The organism is Cryobacterium mannosilyticum (genome assembly GCF_004402705.1).
GTDB classification, from domain to species: Bacteria; Actinomycetota; Actinomycetes; order Actinomycetales; family Microbacteriaceae; genus Cryobacterium; species Cryobacterium mannosilyticum.
The window spans coordinates 1-19,848 of the sequence record NZ_SOFM01000022.1 but is presented as its reverse complement, the minus strand read 5'-3'; the positions used below and the strand labels follow the sequence as shown (position 1 = coordinate 19,848).

General features: G+C 67.3%; 15 protein-coding genes. 1 reads left to right on the top strand and 14 read right to left on the bottom strand.

Going from position 1 to position 19,848, the window contains the following annotated elements:
• Nucleotides 1–237 precede the first annotated feature (237 nt).
• The 14 genes from E3O32_RS08140 to E3O32_RS08075 all read right to left on the bottom strand — a co-directional run bounded on the left by E3O32_RS08140 (nt 238) and on the right by E3O32_RS08075 (nt 18,764).
• Nucleotides 238–1,329 (bottom strand): substrate-binding domain-containing protein, encoded by a 1,092-nt coding sequence (locus E3O32_RS08140; protein WP_134508403.1) that lies wholly within the window; start codon nt 1,327–1,329, stop codon nt 238–240.
• Nucleotides 1,330–1,397: 68 nt separating this feature from the next.
• Nucleotides 1,398–2,726, bottom strand: coding sequence for a multiple monosaccharide ABC transporter permease (gene mmsB / locus E3O32_RS08135; RefSeq protein ID WP_134508401.1), 1,329 nt, complete (start codon nt 2,724–2,726; stop codon nt 1,398–1,400).
• Nucleotides 2,723–4,273, bottom strand: coding sequence for a multiple monosaccharide ABC transporter ATP-binding protein (mmsA, locus tag E3O32_RS08130; protein ID WP_134508399.1), 1,551 nt, complete (start codon nt 4,271–4,273; stop codon nt 2,723–2,725). The genes mmsB (E3O32_RS08135) and mmsA (E3O32_RS08130) overlap by 4 nt, the downstream gene beginning before the upstream one ends.
• A 411-nt stretch (nt 4,274–4,684) precedes the next feature.
• The gene (gene mmsB / locus E3O32_RS08125) at nt 4,685–5,866 is read right to left on the bottom strand and encodes a multiple monosaccharide ABC transporter permease (RefSeq protein ID WP_134508397.1); all 1,182 of its coding nucleotides are present in this window, start codon (nt 5,864–5,866) and stop codon (nt 4,685–4,687) included.
• A complete protein-coding gene (gene mmsA / locus E3O32_RS08120) occupies nt 5,863–7,404 on the bottom strand; it encodes a multiple monosaccharide ABC transporter ATP-binding protein (RefSeq protein ID WP_134508395.1) in 1,542 nt (513 codons plus the stop codon). Before mmsA (E3O32_RS08120) ends, mmsB (E3O32_RS08125) begins: the two co-directional genes overlap by 4 nt.
• A 77-nt stretch (nt 7,405–7,481) precedes the next feature.
• On the bottom strand, nt 7,482–8,609 hold the full coding sequence (gene chvE, locus E3O32_RS08115; protein ID WP_134508393.1) for a multiple monosaccharide ABC transporter substrate-binding protein: 1,128 nt from the start codon (nt 8,607–8,609) through the stop codon (nt 7,482–7,484).
• 66 nt (nt 8,610–8,675) lie between these two features.
• On the bottom strand, nt 8,676–10,193 hold the full coding sequence (gene araA, locus E3O32_RS08110; RefSeq protein WP_134508391.1) for an L-arabinose isomerase: 1,518 nt from the start codon (nt 10,191–10,193) through the stop codon (nt 8,676–8,678).
• Complete coding sequence (locus E3O32_RS08105; protein WP_134508389.1) at nt 10,193–10,903, bottom strand: L-ribulose-5-phosphate 4-epimerase; 711 nt, start codon at nt 10,901–10,903, stop codon at nt 10,193–10,195. Before E3O32_RS08105 ends, araA begins: the two co-directional genes overlap by 1 nt.
• Nucleotides 10,900–12,636, bottom strand: a complete 1,737-nt coding sequence (gene araB / locus E3O32_RS08100) for a ribulokinase (RefSeq protein WP_134508388.1) — start codon at nt 12,634–12,636, stop codon at nt 10,900–10,902. The genes E3O32_RS08105 and araB overlap by 4 nt, the downstream gene beginning before the upstream one ends.
• Nucleotides 12,637–12,935: 299 nt before the next feature.
• Entirely contained in the window at nt 12,936–13,958 is a 1,023-nt protein-coding gene (locus tag E3O32_RS08095) for a LacI family DNA-binding transcriptional regulator (protein WP_134508386.1), read from the bottom strand.
• 177 nt (nt 13,959–14,135) lie between these two features.
• On the bottom strand, nt 14,136–14,813 hold the full coding sequence (locus E3O32_RS08090; RefSeq protein ID WP_134508384.1) for a cyclase family protein: 678 nt from the start codon (nt 14,811–14,813) through the stop codon (nt 14,136–14,138).
• Nucleotides 14,810–16,117, bottom strand: coding sequence for an APC family permease (locus E3O32_RS08085; RefSeq protein WP_241974714.1), 1,308 nt, complete (start codon nt 16,115–16,117; stop codon nt 14,810–14,812). Before E3O32_RS08085 ends, E3O32_RS08090 begins: the two co-directional genes overlap by 4 nt.
• A 101-nt stretch (nt 16,118–16,218) precedes the next feature.
• Nucleotides 16,219–17,373: a cystathionine gamma-synthase gene (locus tag E3O32_RS08080; RefSeq protein ID WP_134508380.1), complete on the bottom strand. Its 1,155-nt coding sequence runs from the start codon at nt 17,371–17,373 to the stop codon at nt 16,219–16,221.
• Between the two features lie 26 nt (nt 17,374–17,399).
• Entirely contained in the window at nt 17,400–18,764 is a 1,365-nt protein-coding gene (locus E3O32_RS08075; protein WP_134508378.1) for a cystathionine beta-synthase, read from the bottom strand.
• A 230-nt stretch (nt 18,765–18,994) separates the two neighbouring features.
• On the opposite strand from E3O32_RS08075, the gene E3O32_RS08070 reads away from it, so the two are divergent.
• The gene (locus E3O32_RS08070; RefSeq protein ID WP_134508376.1) at nt 18,995–19,696 is read left to right on the top strand and encodes a DUF3105 domain-containing protein; all 702 of its coding nucleotides are present in this window, start codon (nt 18,995–18,997) and stop codon (nt 19,694–19,696) included.
• The last annotated feature ends 152 nt before the right edge of the window (nt 19,697–19,848 follow it).

Below are 19,848 nucleotides of genomic sequence, written 5' to 3'. Positions count from 1 at the left end.
TAATGAAGGGCCATGAACCATTTTCTCAGACCCCTCAAACACGCCCAGGAACGACACGCCCTGCCGGTGGGCAGCCCCATAAAGCAACAGGCTCTCTACCGCGCGCCGCGTGTCCAAGGGTGCGCCGCGAGCCGCCTAAACGCCGGGACAACGACGGGGGGTCGCGGGCCGGGCGCGCGGAAAGGGCCGGCCCCGAGGGGGGACCGGCCCTTTCTGCGTGCGCTGTGAGGCTGGCCGCTACTTGGTCAGCGGGGACAGCTTCGGGTCGTTCGCGTATGCCTCGGCCGCGTTGGCCTTGGTCACGATGACCGGGGGGAGCAGGAAGGCGGGCACGATCTTCTTGCCGTTGTCGTACGACTTGGTGTCGTTGACCTCGGGGGTCTCGCCCTTCTGCAGGACCTTGGCCATATCGATGGCCTGCGCCACGAGAACACGGGTGTCCTTGTTGATGGTGGAGTACTGCTCACCGGCCATGATCGACTTGACGGACTCCGCCTCGGAGTCCTGACCCGTCACGACGGGGATCGGCTTGCCGGCGGCCTTCACCGAGGTGATGACCGCGCGGGCGAGGGTGTCGTTCGGGGAGAGAACGCCATCGATGGCCTTGTCACCGTACGTGCTGGTGAGGAGCGAGTCCATCCGGCTCTGCGCGTTCTCGGCCTTCCAGCCGGCGGTCGCGGTCTGCTTGATGTCGGTCTGGCCCGAGGCGACGACGAGGGTGCCGTCATCGATCTTCGGCTGCAGCACGCTCATCGCTCCGTTGAAGAAGACCGGGGCGTTGGCGTCGTCCGAGGAACCGGAGAACAGCTCGATGTTGTACGGGCCGGCCGGCTTCTTCGCCTTGAGACCGTCCAGCAGCGCCTGGCCCTGGAGTTCACCCACCTTGAAGTTGTCGTAGGCGACGTAGTAGTCGACGTCGGCGGTGTTCAGGATGAGCCGGTCGTAGGCGATCACGATCGCGCCGGCGTCGTGGGCCGCCTTGACCTGGGTGCCGAGCTGGCCACCGTCGGCGGCGCCGATGATGATGACCTTGGCACCCTTGGTGACCATGGCCGAGATCTGGTCCTGCTGGTCCTTGACCGTGGTCGAGGCGCCGGCATACTGCACGTCGCCCTTGAACCCGGCGGCCTTGAGGCCGTCTTCGAACAGCCCGCCGGCGAGGACCCAGTTCTCAGAGGTCTTCGAGGGGAGAGCGATGCCGATGAGCGAATCGGCGGGGAATCCGGCAGCAGCGCTGGATCCGCCCGTCGTGTCGGTGCGGGTCGAGCAACCCGACAGCGCCATCAAGGCGACCGCGGCAATCGCGGTGGTCGTAAGGAGTTTTCGCATTGTCAATCACTTTCTGTGGGTGAGGTTGGTGCAGGGAAGGGTGAAGCGACGCCCGGAAACGGGCGGGGTCAGGTGGAGACGTCCGACGGCCGCGCGGTGTCCGGCGTGCCGGACGTCGGGACCACGGCCGGTGGTTCGGCGGGGAACTCGCCCGTCTTGTTCTTGCGGGTCAGGAAACCGATCAGCGAAGGCCGGCCCTGGCTCTTGTTCCAGACGTCGACGCCCACCGCGATCAGGAGCACCAGGCCCTTGATGATCTGCACCCGGTCGGCGCCGACACCGAGCAGCTGCAGCCCGTTGTTCAGCACGGCCATGACCAGGCCACCGACGATGGAGCCCGTCACGGTGCCGATACCGCCCGAGACGGCCGCGCCGCCGATGAACACGGCCGCGATCGCGTCGAGTTCCCAGCTCAGGCCGTCCTGGGGTCCGGATGCCACCGAGCGGGCGACGAAGATCATGCCGGCCAGCGAGGCCAGGATCGACATGTTCATCATCACGAGGAAGTTGACCCGGCGGGACTTGACGCCCGACAGTTCGGCTGCGAGCTTGTTACCGCCGACCGCGTAGACGTGACGGCCGAAGATCGTGTTGCGGGTGATGAATGAGTAGAAGAGCACGAGGACGCCGAGGATGATGCCCGACACCGGGAAACTCGTGCCGACCCGGCCACCGGCGAACAGCACCGTCGCGTAGATCACGACCGCGTCGAGAAGCACGACCTTCAGGATGCTGACCCAGAGTGGCGCGGGCTCGGAACCCATGATCTTCTGCACGCGGCGGGCGCGCCATTCGACCATAACGACGGCCACGACGATGATCAGGCCGAGCAGCAGAGTGAAGTTGTTGTACCCGGTGAACGGGCCCACCTCCGGAAGGTAGCCGGAGCCGATCGTGGTGAAGCCTTCGGGGACCGGAACGGTGTTCGCGTTGCCGATGACCTGGTTGCCACCTCGCCAGATGAGCATTCCGGCGAGGGTGACGATGAAGGCCGGCACACCGATGTAGGCGACCCAGAAGCCCTGCCAGGCGCCGATCAGCGCCCCGACGGCGAGTCCGAGGAGGATCGCCAACGGCCAGGGCAGGTTCCATTCCTGCATGGCGGTGGCCACCACGATGCCCGCGAATGCGGCGACGGAGCCGACCGACAGGTCGATGTGGCCGGCGATGATCACCATCACCATACCGATCGCGAGGATCAGGATGTAGGAGTACTGACTGACCAGGTTGATCAGGTTCCCTGAGGAGAGGGTCAGCCCGTTGGTGAGGAATTGGAATAGCACGACGATGGCGATCAGGCTGAACAGGATGCCGAACTGGCGCACGTTGGAACTGCCGCCGCCGAAGATCTTCTTCAGGTCCCTGAGGCCGCCCCGGGGACTCGTGTCTGCGCTCATATGCTCTGAACCTTCTTCCTTGCGGAGGTCATACTTTTCATCAGGGTTTCCGGGTCGGCCGTTTCGGCCGGGATGCAGTCGGTGATCGCGCCTTCGAAGACGGTGTAGATCCGGTCGGCCAGGCCGAGCAGCTCGGGGAGTTCGGAGGAGATCAGGATGACTCCCTTTCCCTGCGCCGCAAGCTCCTGGATGATGCCGTAGATCTCGTACTTGGCGCCGACGTCGATGCCTCGGGTCGGTTCGTCGAGGATGAGCAGGTCAGGGTCGGTGAACATCCACTTGGCCAGGACCACCTTCTGCTGGTTGCCGCCCGAGAGCTTGTTGACGCCGGCGTCGACGCTGGGCGTCTTGATCCGGAGGCTGGTGCGGTAGCGCTCGGCGATCGCGTACTCCTTCGAGTCGTTGACGACCGGGCCCGCCGAGATCTTGGACAGCTTCGCGGACACGATCGACCGCTTGATGTCATCGAGCAGGTTGAGTCCGAGCGCCTTGCGGTCCTCGCTCACGTAGGCGAGGCCGTGGTCGATGGCCTCGGCCACGTTGCGCAACTCGATCTCCTTGCCGTCCTTGAACACCTGCCCCGAAAGGAAGTTGCCATAGGACCGCCCGAAGATGCTCATCGCGAGCTCGGTGCGGCCGGCGCCCATCAGCCCCGCTATGCCTACGATCTCGCCCTTGCGAACGGTGAGGCTGGAGTTCTTGACGACCATCCGCTCGGCGACCTGCGGGTGCTGCACGTTCCAGTTGCGCACCTCGAAGAAGACGTCGCCGATGTGCGGCGTGCGGTCGGGGAACCGGCTTTCCAGGCTGCGGCCGACCATCCCGCGGATGATCCGGTCCTCGTTGACTCCGTCCGCGACCACGTCGAGCGTCTCAATCGTCAGGCCGTCCCGGATGATCGTGATCGAGTCGGCGACCTGTTCGATCTCGTTGAGTTTGTGGGAGATCATGATCGAGCTGATGCCCTTGCCCTTGAGACCCCGGATGAGGTCGAGCAGGTGCTGGGAATCGGCCTCGTTCAGGGCCGCGGTCGGCTCATCGAGGATGAGGACCTTGACCGACTTGTTGAGCGCCTTCGCGATCTCCACGAGCTGCTGCTTGCCGACGCCGATGTTCTTGATCAGGGTGTCGGGGTCGTCTCGGAGGCCGACCCGGGCGAGCAGCTCGAGAGCCGTCTTCTTGGCGGTGATCCAGTCGATCGCTCCCCACTTCGTGGGCTCATTGCCGAGGAAGATGTTCTCGGTGATCGACAGCTCGGGGACCAGCGCGAGCTCCTGGTGGATGATCGCGATCCCGGCGGCCTCGCTCGAGCGGATGTCTTTGAAGTGCATGACCTGGCCCTGGTAGACGATGTCGCCCGAGTAGGTGCCGTAGGGGTAGACGCCGGAGAGGACCTTCATCAGGGTGGACTTGCCGGCTCCGTTCTCGCCGCAGATCGCATGGATCTCGCCAGCCCTGACCGTGAGCGACACGTTCGAGAGCGCCTTGACGCCGGGGAATTCCTTGGTGATCGCACGCATCTCGAGGATGATTGGTTCAGCGGACATGGCCGGCCTCCCCACCGCGGCGGGCATCGCCGGGCGACGTCGGAGACAGGTCAGATGTGGCCCCGTGAAGTGCGTCGGCGGAAGTCGTGCGGGCAGCCCCGGGTGGTTGTACTAGTGTTCTCACAGCTTGACCTCGATGTCGTGTCACTGACCTTGACCACGGCCAACTCAATGTGACCGATCACATTGTTTATGTTTGCGTGCGACCCGCGCGCTGTCAAGGGAAAGTTAGTCACGCTTGGGTAACGCCCGGCCAGAGCTGCTTCCGCGGGTGCGGACCGGCCCTCGCCCCGTTGATTTGATAAAGACGGATCGTACTCCCCAGTGGCCGTCACGGCTAGCGGATGCGCCCACGCCCCGCGCGCAGAAGGGCCCGGTGTCGACGACACCGGGCCCTTCTCCACTGACTGGTCAGCGACCGCCGGAGCGGCGCTTGTTGTAGACGTCGAACGCCACGGCCGCCAGGAGCACAAGACCCTTGATCAACTGCTGGTATTCCGTGCCGACGCCGAGGATCGACATGCCGTTGTTCAGCAGCCCGATGATCAGACCACCGATGATGGCGCCGGTGACGGTGCCGATGCCGCCGGTGACGGCGGCACCACCGATGAAGACCGCGGCGATGGCGTCGAGTTCGAAACCGTCACCGGCCTTCGGGTTGGCCAGGTTCAGCTGGGCGGTGAAGATGAGCCCGGCGAGGGCGGAGATGACACCCATGTTCACGAACAGCATGAACGTGACGCGCTTGGTCTTGATGCCCGACAGGGCGGCGGCGTTGAGGTTGCCGCCGATCGCGTACACATGCCGCCCGAAGACGCTGTTGGCCATCACCGCCGCGTAGACGACCGTGAGCAGGCCGAGGACGACGAGCACGATCGGGGTGCCACGGTAGCTGGCGAGCAGGTAGGTGATGAAGAGGATGATGCCGGCCGTGAAGACGAGCTTGAGGATGAACCAGGCGAACGGCTCGTCCTCGACGTCGTACTTCTTGCGGGCCAGGCGAGAACGGATGCCCTGGGCTACCAGGAGCGCCGTCGCCAGCAGTCCGATACCCATCGTGAGCGGCTCGAGCAGAGTCGTTCCACCGCCCAGGTCAGGCAGGAATCCGCTGCCGAGTGCGCGGAACTCGTCCGGGAACGGGGAGATCTGCTGGTTCTGCAGGGCGATCTGGGTGAGGCCGCGGAAGGTGAGCATGCCGGCCAGGGTGACGATGAAGGCCGGTATCCCGAAGTAGGCGATCCAGAACCCCTGCCACACTCCGACCACCGCGCCGACGCCGAGGCAGAGCACGATGGCGGCCCACCACGGGATGTTCCACTGCGTGATCATCACACCAGCCATGGCGCCGACGAAGGCGACGACGGAACCGACCGACAGGTCGATGTGGCCGGCGATGATGACCATCACCATCCCGACGGCCAGGATCAGGATGTAGCTGTTCTGCACGATCAGGTTCGACACGTTGATCGGCTTGAGCGTGATGCCGCTCGTCGCGATCTGGAAGAAGATGGTGATCGCGAGAAGGGCGATGATGAGGCCGACTTGGCGAAGCTGGCTGCCAAGGTAATTAAGTGCAGATCTGAACGCGCTCATCGGTTGTCCTTCTCCCTTTCCTGAGTCATGTGTTGCATAAGGTATTCGGCGGTCGCCTGACCGCGGGGCACGTCAGCCGTGATGCGCCCCTCGAAGATCGTGTAGATCCGGTCGCAGATGCCGATCAGCTCCGGCAGCTCGGACGAGATGACGATCACACCCTTGCCGTCGTCGGCGAGTTTGTTGATGATCCCGTAGATCTCGTACTTGGCGCCGACGTCGATTCCGCGGGTCGGCTCGTCGAGGATGAGGACATCCGGGTCGGAGAACATCCACTTCGACAGCACGACCTTCTGCTGGTTGCCGCCCGAGAGCTTGCCGGCCAGGGCCTCGACGCTGGGGGCCTTGATGTTCATGCTCTTGCGGTAGCCCTCGGCGACGACGATCTCCTGGTTGGAGTCCACCCAGCCGCGCTTCGAGATCTTGTGCAGCGACACCAGCGAGATGTTCCGCTTGATGTCTTCGATCAGGTTCAGGCCGTAGCGCTTGCGGTCCTCCGTGGCGTAGGCGAGGCCGTGGTCGATCGCGGCCGCCACCGTGCTGGTGTCGACGAGGGCGCCGTTCTTGTAGACCTTGCCCGAGATGTTGTGGCCGTAGCTATGGCCGAACACGCTCATCGCGAGTTCGGTGCGGCCCGCGCCCATCAGCCCGGCGATGCCGACGATTTCGCCGGCCCTGACCGAGATGTTGGCGTCCTTGACGACCTTGCGCTGGTGGTCCAGCGGGTGGTAGACGTTCCAGTCCTCGACCCGGAGGAGCTCCTCGCCGATGTGCGGCGTGTGGTCCGGGTAGCGGCTGCCGAGGTCACGGCCGACCATCCCCTTGATGATGCGTTCTTCCGAGATCTCGTCGGTGTGCATGTCGAGGGTTTCGATCAGCTTGCCGTCACGGATGATGGTGACCTCGTCGGCGACGGCCTTGATCTCGTTCAGCTTGTGGCTGATCATGATCGACGTGATGCCTTGGCCCTTGAGATGCTTCATCAGGTCCAGCAGGTGCGCGGAGTCCTCGTCGTTCAGGGCGGCGGTCGGCTCGTCCAGGATGAGGAGCTTCACCTCCTTGGAGAGCGCCTTGGCGATCTCGACGAGCTGCTGCTTGCCGACGCCGATGTCGCGCACCTTGGTGATCGGGTTGTCCTTGAGGCCGACCCGGGCGAGCAGTTTCGCGGCCTCGAGGTTGGTCTTGTTCCAGTCGATCCAGCCGCCCGACTGCTGCTCGTTGCCGAGGAAGATGTTTTCGGCGATGGACAGGAAGGGGCTCAGTGCGAGTTCCTGGTGGATGATGACCACGCCGGTGGCTTCGGACTCGTTGATCGATTTGAAGGCGACGGTCTCGTTTTCGAAGACGATTTCACCGTCGTAGGTGCCGGCCGGGTAGACCCCCGACAGCACCTTCATCAGGGTGGATTTTCCTGCGCCGTTCTCACCGCAAATCGCGTGAATATGGCCCCGCTGCACCGCGAGGGAGACGTCCTGAAGCGCTTTGACTCCGGGGAAGGTTTTCGTGATGCTGCGCATCTCGAGAATATTTGTGGTCACCGTTACTTCTTCTTCCGGTGGTAGGGGTGAGGGTAGTGGCGGCGTCTCCGCCGCCACTACCCGGTGTGGGAGAAAACCTACTTGAGGTCTGCTTCGGTGTAGTACCCGGTGTCGATCAGGAGTTCCTTGTAGTTGTCCTTCGTGACGACCTTGGGCGGGAACAGGTAGGTCGGGACGATCTTGACCTTGTTGTCGTAGCTCTTGGTGTCGTTGACCTCAGGGGTCCTGCCGTTGAGCAGGTCGTCGGCCATCTTCACGGCTTCGTCGCCCAGCAGGCGAGTGTCCTTGTAGATGGTGGAGTACTGCTGGCCGGCGATGATCGACTTGACCGAGGCCGCTTCCGCGTCCTGGCCGGTGACGATCGGGAGGGCATCGGTGGCGTAACCGGAGCTGGTCAGCGCCGAGATGATGCCGATCGAGAGACCGTCGTACGGGGACAGGACGCCGTCAACCTTGCTGCCGTCGGAGTACGTGCTGGCAATGAGGTTCTGCATCCGCTTCTGGGCGGTCGCCGGGTCCCAACGCAGGGTTGCCACCTGGGTGAAACCGACCTGGCCGCTCTTGACGACGACGACGCCCTTGTCAATGAACGGCTTGAGGGTGTCCATCGCGCCATTGAAGAAGAACGTGGCGTTGTTGTCGTCAGGGCTGCCCGCGAACAGTTCGACGTTGAACGGGCCGGTCGCGCCGGTGTCCTTGCCGTCCTTGTCGAGAACGCCGAGTCCGGTGAGCAGGCTCGTGGCCTGCTGAACGCCGACCTCGTTGTTGTCGAAGGTCGTGTAATAGTCGACGTTCTTGTTGCCGTTGATCAGCCGGTCGTACGCGATGACCTTGACGCCGGACTTGGCGGCCTGGTCGAGCTGGTCGCTGAGGGCGGTGCCGTCGATGGAGGCGATGATGAGGACCTTGGCGCCCTTGGTCAGCATGTTGCTGATCTGCTGCACCTGGTTCGGGATCTTGTCGTCGCCGTATTCGAGGTCGACCTTGTAGCCGAGCTTCTCGAGCGAGGCCTTGACGGCGTCGCCGTCCTTGATCCAGCGGGAGGAGGTCTTGGTCGGCATAGCAACCCCGACGAGGGCACCCTTGTTGGCTCCGGCCGTGTCGTCAACCGTCGTGGTGCCGCCACGGGTTCCGCCGGAGCAGGCCGCGAGGGAGAGTGCAAGTCCGATGGCAGCGATGCCGGCGAGGACCTTACGTGTCTTCACTGATTTACCTTTCGTGTTTCTGTATCAACTCTGATTGCAGTTGGTGGTGGGTGCTGATGGGTGTGATTACAGGCCTTGTGCCAGTCGGTAGTAGGCCTGGTTCCAGCGCACCTCGCGGGTGAAGTCCCGCAGGGTGGTGGTCTTGTCGATCACGAGAAGCTCGGTGCGAGCGATCTCGGCGAAATCGTGGAACACCTCGATGCCGACGGCGGTCGACATCACGGTGTGGTGGGCGGCGCCGGCGGTGAGCCAGGCTGCGGCGGAGGTGGCGAAGTCGGGCTCGGGGCTCCAGACGGCGCGGCCGACCGGGAGCTTGGGGAGCGCCTCGGTGGGTTCGACGACCTCGACGACGTTCGCGACGAGACGGAACCGGTCGCGCATGTCGCTCATCGCGACGACCACGGCGGGGCCGGAGTCGGCGTTGAAGACGAGGCGAACGGGGTCTTCGCGGCCGCCGATGCCGAGCGGGTGGATCTCGAGGGTCGGCCGGGCACTCGAGAGTGCGGGGTTGACCTCGAGCATGTGGGCGCCGAGGATGAGCTCCGCCCCGGGGGTGAGGTCGTAGGTGTAGTCCTCCATCAGGCTCGCACCGCCGGGGAGACCCGCGCCCATCACGCTGGCGACGCGCACGAGGACGGCCGTCTTCCAGTCGCCCTCCGCACCGAAGCCGTAGCCCTGTTCCATCAGTCGCTGCACGGCGAGGCCGGGCAGCTGGCGGAGGGCGCCGAGGTCTTCGAAGCTGGTCGTGAAGGCGCTGAATCCGCCGGCCTCGAGGAAGGACTTGAGGCCGATCTCGATCGCGGCGCCGTAGCGGAGCGAGTCGTTGCGCTCTCCGCCCCGGCGCAGTTCGGGGGCCACGTCGTAGAGGTCCTCGTATTCGGCGACGAGGGCGTCGATCTGGGCATCCGTTGCCGCGTGCACGGCATCGGCGAGTTCGTTGACGGGCCAGGTGTTCACCTGCACGCCGAACCGGAGTTCGGCTTCGGTCTTGTCGCCCTCGGTGACGGCGACGTAGCGCATGTTGTCGCCGAAGCGGGCGAGCTTCATGCTGCGGGCCGCGGCCCAGCCGGCCGCGGCGCGGGTCCAGGTCCCGATGCTCGAGGTGACTGCCGGGTTCGACACGTGGCCGACGACGGTCTTGCGGGAGACCCCGAGGCGGGTCTGGATGTAGCCGAACTCCCGGTCACCGTGGGCGGCCTGGTTGAGGTTCATGAAGTCGAAGTCGATCTCGCTCCACGGCAGTTCGACGTTGGCCTGGGTGTGCAGGTGCAGGAGGGGCTTGGTCAGCGCGTCGAGGCCCGAGATCCACATCTTCGCCGGGGAGAAGGTGTGCATCCAGGCGATCAGGCCGATCACGTGGTCGGCGGAGTTCGCGTCGAGCGCGGCCCGGCGGATCGACTCGGAGTCCTTGAGGACGGGCTTCCAGACGATCTTCACGGGCACGTCGCTGGACGCGCCGAGGGCGTCGGCGATGGCCTTGGACTGCTCGGCGACCTGGCGCAGCGTTTCCTCACCGTAGAGGTTCTGGCTGCCGGTGAGGAACCAGACCTCGTAGTGGTCGAGGGTCGTGGAGAGAGTAGGCATTACTTGAGTGCTCCTTGCGGTGCTTGTCCGTAGACGTTTTGGTAGCGGGTGAAGAGGGAATCGATCGCGGCCTGCGGGATGGGGATGAGTTTGCCGCCCTGGCGGGCGATGTGTACGGTGCGGGCCACGTCTTCGACCATGACGGCAGCTTTGACGGCGTCGCGGGCATCCTTGCCGATCGTGAACGGGCCGTGGTTCTGCATCAGCACGGCCCGGGAGCGGTGCCCGGTCAGGGCTTCGACGATGCCGCGGCCGATGGTGTCGTCGCCGATGATCGCGAACGTTCCGACCGGCACTGGGCCCCCGAACTCGTCGGCCATGGCGGTGATCACGCAGGGGATCGCCTCGCCTCGGGCTGCCCACGCGGTCGCGTAGGTGGAGTGCGTGTGCACGACGCCGCCGACCTCCGGCATGTGCCGGTAAACGTAGGCGTGGGCGGCGGTGTCGCTGGACGGGGACCGGTCCGACCCGGGGGTGCCCTGGATCACGTTGCCGCCCAGGTCGCAGAGGATCATGTTCTCCGGCGCGAGATCGGCGTAGTCGACGCCGCTGGGCTTGATCACGAACAGGTCGGCTCCCGGCACGCGGCCGGAGACGTTGCCGCCGGTCCAGACGACCAGATCGTTGCGGGTGAGCTCTGCGTGCAGCCGGGCGATGTCGTCGCGGAGCCGGGCGACGGCCACCTCGATCCTTGGTCCGAACGAGCTCATGCGGGCACCGCCTCGGCGCCGGCGGCCACCGGTGCGAGGGCGCCCGGCGCGAGGGCGTCGCGCCGCAGGGCCTTGAGCCGGTGCATCACATCGTTGGCGCCGCGGCCGAAGTAGTCGTGCAGCAGCGAGTACTCCGCGAACAACGTGTCGTAGGCGGTCGCCGACTCTTCGTTCGGCGTGTAGACGTTCCTGTTGAGCTTGCCCATCGCCTTCCCGGCTGCTCGCACATCGGCGTAGGCGCCGGCGGCGACGGCCGCGTGGATGGCCGAGCCGAGCGCTGGCCCCTGGTCGCTCGCGATGGTGGAGATCGGCATCCGCAGGATGTCGCTGTAGGTCTGCATCAGGAAGCTGTTCCTCAGCAGCCCGCCGGCGACGATGAACTCGGTGACCGGCACCCCGCTCGCGTTGAAAGTCTCGACGATGGTGCGGGCGCCGAACGCGGTGGCCTCGAGCAGGGCCCGGTAGATCTCTTCCGGGCGAGTGGTGAGGGTCGCTCCGAGCACGAGTCCGGAGAGCTGGTGGTCGACGAGCACGGAGCGGTTGCCGCTGTGCCAGTCGAGGGCGACGAGCCCGTGGCCGCCGACCGGCTGGTCGCGGACCAGCTCGGTGAGGTACTGGTGCACGCTCAGCCCGGCATCCTTCGCGGCCTCGTGGCAGCGCGGCGGAACCTGGTTGGCGACGTACCAGGCGAAGATGTCGCCGACGCCGGACTGGCCGGCCTCATAGCCGTAGAGCCCGGAGACGATGCCGCCGTCGACGACGCCGCACATGCCGGGGACTTCGGCGAGGTGGTCGGAATTCATCACCTGGCAGGTCGAGGTGCCCATGATCGCGACCATCTGGCCGGGCTCGACCGCCTGGGCGGCGGGGGCGGTGACGTGGGCGTCGACGTTGCCGACGGCCACGGCGATGCCTTCCGGCAGGCCGGTCCAGGCCGCGGCCTCCATCGACAGGGTGCCCGCGGATGCCCCGAGCCGGCCGATCTCGTGGGCGACCTTCTCGTTCGCGAACTGGGCGAACGCGGGGTTGAGGGCGGCGAGGAACTCCTCGCTCGGGTAGGCGCCGTCCTGCAGGATGCCCTTGTACCCGGCGGTGCAGGCGTTGCGCACGTAGTTCCCGGTGAGCTGCCAGACGATCCAGTCGGCGGCCTCCACCCAGTGGTCCATCCGGTTGTACAGTTCGGGGTCTTCCTCGAGCAGCTGCAGACCCTTGGCGAACTCCCACTCGCTCGAGATGAGTCCGCCGTAGCGCGGCAGCCAGCTCTCGCCGCGGCTGGCGGCCAGCTCGTTGATGCGGTCGGCCTGGCGCTGCGCGGCGTGGTGCTTCCACAACTTGACGTAGGCGTGCGGCCGGTCGGCGTACTCGGGCAATTCGTTCAGGGGCGTGCCGTCGGCGAGCACCGGCACCATGGTGCAGGCGGTGAAGTCGGTGCCGACGCCGATCACGAGCGCCGGATCGATACCCGCGGCAGCGATCGCGGCGGGCACGGCGCTCTTCAGCACGGCCACATAGTCCGCCGGAACCTGCAGCGCCCACTCGGGCGGGAGGACCGCTCCGGTGGCGGCGAGGACGGTATCCATCACGGCGTGCGGGTAGTCGAGCACGGCCGATCCGAGTTCGACTCCGTCGGAGACGCGCACGACGACAGCGCGACCGGACAGGGTCCCGTAGTCGATCCCGATGACGTAGCTCTCGTCGCCTGCCTGTGCCGGCGGCTGCTCGGTCGTGCTCACGAAATCGACTCCCTTGTCTGGCTGGTGCTGCGCCTGCCCGGGTGGTTCTCGGACCGGATGTGACAGTCGAATGTGATCGGTCACATTCGGTGGTCTTATGTTAGCCCCACTAGCGACTCCGGTGTCAAGTCCGATTTGCGTCGACTTGAGAACGGTCCCCCCCAGTCCGGGGTTGGGCGGTTTCTCGGCCGACCGGGCGCGGCATCCGCTCGCTCCGGTGCGGCTTCAGCGTCAGGGCGCGCCGGTTTCGGCAGGCCGCCCCCGCCCCAAGGTGGCGGCCTGCCGAAACCGGCGCGGGCTCAGAAGGCCGGCGGCGCCGTCGACTCGCGCACGATCAGCCGCGGCATGATCGGATCGCGGTCGACGATGGGCTCACCGCCCGGGAGATTGCTCAGCAGCAGGGCGATGCAGCGGCGGCCGAGTTCGCCGAAGTCCTGCCGCACCGTGGTCAGCGGCGGCCAGAAGTGCGCCGCCTCGGGGATGTCGTCGAAGCCCACGATGCTGATGTCCCGCGGGATGTCCAGGCCGGCGTCCCTGGCCGCGTGCATGAGCCCGAGCGCCATCTGGTCGTTCGAGGAGAAGATCGCGGTGAAATCGCGGCGGCCGAAAAGCTCCCGCCCCGCGTGGTAGCCGAAGTCCGCGGTCCAGTCGCCGAGGATCGGAGCCGTCGTGGGGACATCCATCGCCCCCATCTCATCGAGGAAGCCGCGCATCCGCGCCTCCGCCTCGATCCAGTCCTGCGGGCCGGCCAGATGGTAGATCCGCCGGTGGCCGAGGTCGATCAAGTGCCGGGTGGCAAGCCGGGCGCCGGCGATCTGGTCGACCGACAGGGCGTGGTCGTCGAGATGGCCGGTTGACTGCAACGACACGAAGGGCACCGTGATCGAGAGTTGCTCGAGCACGTCGAAGACCCGCACCTGGGGTGCGATCACCACGATTCCCTCCACGGCCTGCAGCATCAGGTGCATGAGGGCCGCCTCGATCGACTCCTGGTCGACCGTGGTCAGGTTCGCGGTGTTGACGTAGTACCCGGCTTCCCGTGCCGCGTCCTGGATCGCCGCAATGCTGCTGGCGGGTCCGTACTCGGAACTCTGCGCCGAGAGGATCCCGATCGTGCGGGATCGCCCGCGGGAGAGTGCCCGCGCCGCACGGTTCGGCCGGTACTGGAGGTCTTCCATGACCTGGAGTACGCGGGCCTTGGTCGTCTCACGAATGCTCGGGTGGTTGTTCAGAACGCGCGACACGGTCTGGTGGGAGACCCCGGCCAGGCGGGCCACGTCCCGGATGCTGGGCGCCCGCACCTTGGGCAGATTCTCTGTCACGTAACGACCTTGTTCACATGTGCACGGTCACAAACGTGAACGCATATCAATTATGCACACCTGGCCGCCGGTCGGAAAGCACGGTGTGACAGTCACATTGCCGGCAGGCGGTGCCGGCGTTCCCTTGAGGTTACTGTCACATCCCGGCGCGTGACTGTCACATCGGGCCGGTGAGCGTCACAGCCGCGCGTAGGCCCGCACCGGGAAGGTGCCGAAGCCCGCGACCTTCGGCGGCACGGCCGTGAAGCTGGCGCCGGCGTCCGGCAGCGCCGCGAGCCCGGTGAGGTGCTCCACCACATGGATGCCCGCGGCAAGCAGTAGGGAATGCGCGGGCCGTTCCCCGCCCGACTCGGTGTCGTCGATGTTGAGGGAATCGATCCCGACCAGGACGACCCCGGAGTCGATCAGCACCTGCGCGGCCGCGCCGGTCAGGTACGGCGCGCCGACGGCGTACCCCGGGGTGCCGAAGTGAGCATCCCAGCCGGTGTGGAGCAACACGGCGGAACCGGCCAGGCCGCTCCCCCGCCGGTTGAATGCGTCGGGGGCTATGCCGCGGGAGGTGGCATCCGTCAGATGGAATACCTCCGCGGGCAGGTCGGCCAGGGTGTCGAGGGCGAGGCCCGCCAGGTCGGCGCCCTGAGGGTATCGGTGGAACGGGCTGTCGAGATAGGTGCCCGTGTTGCCGATCATGGTGATCATATCCATTGCGAATTCGGTCCCGGGGGCGTATTTCGACCGGGAGTCTTCCCGGGTGAGGTGCGGCGAGATGACGGGGGCAGGAAGCCCGGGGTAGGTCACCAGACCCGCCCGGATCTCGTGGCTGAGGTCGACGAAGCGGGGGCGGGTGCCGGTCACAGGGGCTCCTTGGTGAGGGACGGACGGAGTCGGTGCCGCTTGGCGGCCCGCACGATGAGCGCCACGACCGCCAGCACGGCGGGGACGACGAGGTTGGGCCCTGCCAGCACGAGCAGCCCGGCGGTGAGCGCCACGGACACGACGGCGAGCCACCAGCCCAGCGACCAGGTGGCGAGCAGGCGCACGGCCGCGATCATGCCGAGCGTGTAGATGGCCACCATCGAGCTCGTGTGGATGAGGATGAAGGCCGCCAGGGGCAGCCCCTGGCTGACCATGACGGTGAAGTAGCTGCCGGTGAGCCCGGCCACGACGGCCAGGCTGCGGCGCGGGATACCGCCGGATTCGACGCCGGGGGTCATCCACCCGGGCAGGTCGCCGTCCCGGCCGAGTGAGGCGCCGAGCTTCGCGAAGGCGCCGATGTACACGTTCAGCACACCGAGCGCCACGACGGCGGCGATCACCGCCACGAGGAGCGGCCCGACCCCGAGCGGCGCGGCCTGGACCAGGTCGAGCAGGGGCACCTGGCCGTGGCCGGCCCGCGGGCCGAGCACGGCGATGGTCACGTACTGCAGGGCGAGATAGGCAATCCCGACCACGACGAGGGCGATCGCGGTGGCGAGTGGGATGACCCGGCGCGGGTTGCGGAATTCGCCGGCGATGTGGGTGCCGACCTCCCAACCGGCGAAGGCCCAGACGAACAGGCTGATCGCCGTGCCGACGCCGCCCCAGCCGTTCGGCAGGAACGGTTCGAGGTTGCCGGGGTCCGCGGCCGGGAAGGCGACGGCGACCACGCCGACGACGACGAACAGGAGGGCGCCGGTGAGCGCGAGCTGCAGCAGGCCGGACACCCGCAGGCCGAAGAAGTTGGAGACGAACGGCGGGATCAGGATCAGGAGGGCCACCCCGGGAACGGCAGCCCGGTCGGCGCCGATGATCGCCACGACATATTCCGCGCCGAGCATGGCCACGACAGGGGCGCCGAAGCCCACCCCGAAGAAGAACCAGTAGCCGGTCATTCGGGCCCAGGTCTGGCCGAGCGCGCGCCGCACATAACTGGCCACGCCACCCGGGTCGGGGTAGCGCGAGGCCAGCGCGGCGAAGGTTCCGGCGAGCGGGATCGAGAGCAGGAACACGGCGAAGACGGCCACGAGCGAGGCCGGCCCGGCCGCGGTCGCCGCGAGGCCCGGCAGCACCAGGATTCCGGTGCCGAGCACGGCCGCGATGTAGAGGGCCGTGCCCTGCACCAGGCCGAGGGATCCGGCGTGCGCGGGCCGCGCATCCGTCGGCAGAGGGTCGGGGATCACTGTCTCAGTGTCTGGGTTGATCGTCACTCCACCATGATCGTGCGCCGTCGCCGCCAGCGAAATGGCAGAGACGACACGCTCCATCGAAAAACTGCCAAGGTTTAGCGAGCGGGCAGGGCCTGCTCCACGTCGTCGATCAGGTCGGCCACGTCTTCGATGCCCACCGAGAGGCGGATGATGTTGTCGGGCACCTCGAGTTCGGTGCCGCGCACCGAGGCGTGCGTCATCTCGGACGGGTAGTTCACGAGGGATTCGACCCCGCCGAGAGACTCGGCCAGCTGGAACAGGTGGGTCGACTCGGCGAAGGCGCGCGCCGCGGGCGCTCCCCCGGCGAAGGCGAGGGACAGCATGCCGCCGAAGCCGCGCATCTGCTTTTTCGCCAGGTCGTGGCCGGGGTGGTCCGGCAGCCCGGGGTAGTACACGGTGTCGATGGCCGGGTGGCCCTGCAGGTGTTCGGCGATCGCCTGCGCGTTGCTGCAGTGGCGGTCCATTCGCACCGACAGGGTCTTGATGCCGCGCACGGTGAGCCAGGCGTCGAGGGGCGCGGAGACCGGGCCGGCCGCGAACTGCAGGAACTGGGCCTTCTCGGCCAGGGCGTCGTCGTTGATGACCAGGGCGCCGCCGAGCACGTCGGAGTGGCCGCCGAGGTACTTGGTGGTGGAGTGCACGACCACGTCGGCGCCGAAGGCCAGCGCATGCTGCAGCGCGGGCGAAGCGAACGTGTTGTCGACGATGACGGTGACCCCGAACCGGTGCCCGAGCTCGGCGAGCGCGGCGATGTCGCTGATCTTCATCAGCGGGTTGCTCGGCGTCTCCACCCAGAGGATCTTCGTCTCGCCGGGGATGATCGCCCGTTCGACGGCGGTGAGGTCCGACATCTCGACCGTGGTGTTCCGCACACCCCAGGCGCCGTGCACCTTGTTGATCAGCCGGTGGGTGCCGCCGTAGACGTCGTTGCCGAGCACGATGTGGTCGCCGGGCGCCAGGAGGGCGCGCAGGATGGTGTCCTCGGCGGCGAGCCCGCTGGCGAAGGACAGCCCGTGCTTGCCGCCCTCGAGCGCGGCGAGCAGGGTCTCCAGCACGGTGCGGGTGGGGTTGCCGCCGCGGCTGTACTCGTAGCCGCCGCGCAGGTTGCCGATGCTCTCCTGCACGTAGGTGGAGGTCTGGTAGATCGGCGGGATGACGGCGCCGGTGGTCGGATCGAAGTCCTGTCCGGCGTGGATGGCGATGGTGTCGAAGTTCTGCGTGCGAGCCATGGGTGGTCCTTACTGTCGGAGACGGTCTAGGCGCTCAGGTAGGTGAGCAGGTCGTGGCGGGTGATGACGCCGAGGGGTTTGCCGCCGTCGGTGACGAGCAGCGCATCGTGGCCGGCGAAGGCGGCGCGGGCTGCGGCGACGGGCTCGTTCACGCCGATCATCGGCAGGGAGTCGCTGACGAAGGCGCTGACCTGGTCGCCAAGTTTGGCTTCCCCGGAGAAGACGAGTTCCATCAGGTGGCGTTCGTCGAGGGAACCGACGACCTCGCCCATGACGACCGGCGGTTTCGCGGTCAGCACGAGCACCTGGGAGACGCTCGACGACGTCATCCTCTCGATAGCGTCGCGCACGGTGGCGCTCGGGTGCACGTAGACGAACGCCGGGAGCGTGCCGGTCTTCGATTCGAGCAGGTTGGCGACGGTGTGCCCGGCGGGCGCGTTGGTGAAACCGTAGCTGCGCATCCAGCCGTCGTTGAAGATCTTGCCCAGGTAGCCGCGGCCGCCGTCGGGCAGCAGCACGACGATGGTGTCGGCGGCGGTGAGCTTCTCGGCGGCGCGGAGGGCGGCGACGACGGCCATTCCGCTCGAGCCGCCGACCAGGATTCCCTCCTCGAGGGCGAGGCGGCGGGTCATCGCGAAGGAGTCGGCGTCGGAGACGGCGATCACCTCGTGCACGACGGCCGGGTCGTAGGCGGCCGGCCAGAAGTCCTCGCCGACGCCCTCGACCAGGTACGGCCGGCCGGTGCCGCCGGAGTAGACCGATCCCTCGGGGTCGGCGCCGATGATGCGCACGGTGTCGCCGGACACTTCGCGCAGGTAGCGCCCGGTGCCGGTGATGGTGCCGCCGGTGCCTACGCCCGCCACGAAGTGGGTGATGGTGCCGTCGGTGTCGCGCCAGATCTCGGGGCCGGTGGTCTCATAGTGGCTGAGCGGCCCGTTCGGGTTGGCATACTGGTTCGGCTTGAACGCCCCCGGGATCTCCCGGGCCAGCCGGTCGGAGACGCTGTAATAGGAGTCGGGGTGGTCGGGGGCGACGGATGTCGGGGTCACCACGATCTCCGCGCCGTAGGCCGTGAGCACGTTGCGCTTGTCCTCGCCGACCTTGTCCGGCAGCACGAACACGCACCGGTAGCCGCGCTGCTGGGCGACCAGGGCGAGGCCGACGCCGGTGTTGCCGGAGGTGGGCTCGACGATGGTGCCGCCGGGCAGGAGCAGGCCGTCGCGTTCGGCGGCGTCGATGATCCGGGTCGCGATGCGGTCCTTGGACGAGCCGCCCGGGTTGAGGTATTCGAGCTTGACCAGCACGGTGGCGGTCACGCCCTCCGTGACCTTGTGGAGCTTGACCAGCGGGGTGTCGCCGATCAGGTCGAGAATGGTGTCGGCAATTTTCATGGAGTGTCCTTCGTCATGGTGTCGCGTCGTGGTTCACTCGCCGCGCGGCCGGAGGCTGCACGCGCCGAGGGAATCGCGAGGTCGTGCGGGAATGCGGGGTTGGCTAGCGACAACAACACCGCGGACACGACATCAGAACGAACACGTTTCCCACTCTAGCGAAGCGTGCTCGGAGTCACCAGACTGCGGCCCGCGCAGCAGGCTCAGCCGGGCTGCGTAGAATCGCGACCATGCTGAAGACGCCCGTGCCCGCTGACGACACGACGGATGCCCCGCGCTCGCCCCGCGAGGTGAAGCGCCTGGTCTGGAACCGCCGGTTCGGCCTCGCCCTGGGCGTGCTCGCCGCCGTCGCCGTGAGCGCGCTGCTCGTCTCCTCGGTGCTCGCGCCCGCGAGCGCGCCGGGCGAGTCCGCCGGCACCACCGGCGCCGGCGCGACGGGAGCCGCCCCGGCGACGCCGAACGCGACGCCGGCCGCCACCCCCGGCGCAGCCCCGATCGCGGGGCTGGAGACGTTCGCCAACAAACCGAGCCACGTCACGACATCCGTCGCCTACCCGCAGACCCCGCCGGCCGGCGGGCCGCACAGTCCCGTCTGGCTGGACTGCGGGGTCTACGACCGGCCGGTGCCGAACGAGAACGCCGTGCACTCCCTCGAGCACGGCGCGGTCTGGGCGACCTACGACCCGGCGCTCGCCCCGGCCGAGGTCTCGGCATTGCGGGCGGCCCTGCCCGGCGACCACGTGCTCGTCTCGCCCTACCCCGGGCTGGGCTCACCGGTCGTGCTGACCGCCTGGAACGTGCAGCTCCGGCTGGACTCGGCCGCCGACCCGCGCATCCCGGCCTTCGCCGCCGCTTACCGGAACGGGCCGACCGCGCCCGAGCCGGGCGAGTCCTGTTCGGGCGCCCTCGACGCCCCCGGCACGGTCGGCTAGCCGACTGCTCCGCTCACGCTCGTGGCGCACCTTCCGGCAGCGGGCGCACGATAGAGAGCCTGTTGATTATTGGAGGCTGGCGATCCGAGGCCAGCGCTCAGTCCCATGTCGGATGTCGATGGGCTGGTGTCGGCGCGGGCGATCGGGCGCTG

Excerpts from the sequence above, each read along its gene's own strand:
- E3O32_RS08070 (WP_134508376.1), top strand. The coding sequence starts at position 18,995 with ATGCTGAAGACGCCCGTGCCCGCTGACGACACGACGGATGCCCCGCGC.
- mmsB (WP_134508397.1), bottom strand. The coding sequence starts at position 5,866 with ATGAGCGCGTTCAGATCTGCACTTAATTACCTTGGCAGCCAGCTTCGC.
- E3O32_RS08080 (WP_134508380.1), bottom strand. The coding sequence starts at position 17,373 with ATGGCTCGCACGCAGAACTTCGACACCATCGCCATCCACGCCGGACAG.
- E3O32_RS08075 (WP_134508378.1), bottom strand. The coding sequence starts at position 18,764 with ATGAAAATTGCCGACACCATTCTCGACCTGATCGGCGACACCCCGCTG.
- E3O32_RS08105 (WP_134508389.1), bottom strand. The coding sequence starts at position 10,903 with ATGAGCTCGTTCGGACCAAGGATCGAGGTGGCCGTCGCCCGGCTCCGC.
- mmsA (WP_134508399.1), bottom strand. The coding sequence starts at position 4,273 with ATGTCCGCTGAACCAATCATCCTCGAGATGCGTGCGATCACCAAGGAA.
- mmsB (WP_134508401.1), bottom strand. The coding sequence starts at position 2,726 with ATGAGCGCAGACACGAGTCCCCGGGGCGGCCTCAGGGACCTGAAGAAG.
- araA (WP_134508391.1), bottom strand. The coding sequence starts at position 10,193 with ATGCCTACTCTCTCCACGACCCTCGACCACTACGAGGTCTGGTTCCTC.
- E3O32_RS08140 (WP_134508403.1), bottom strand. The coding sequence starts at position 1,329 with ATGCGAAAACTCCTTACGACCACCGCGATTGCCGCGGTCGCCTTGATG.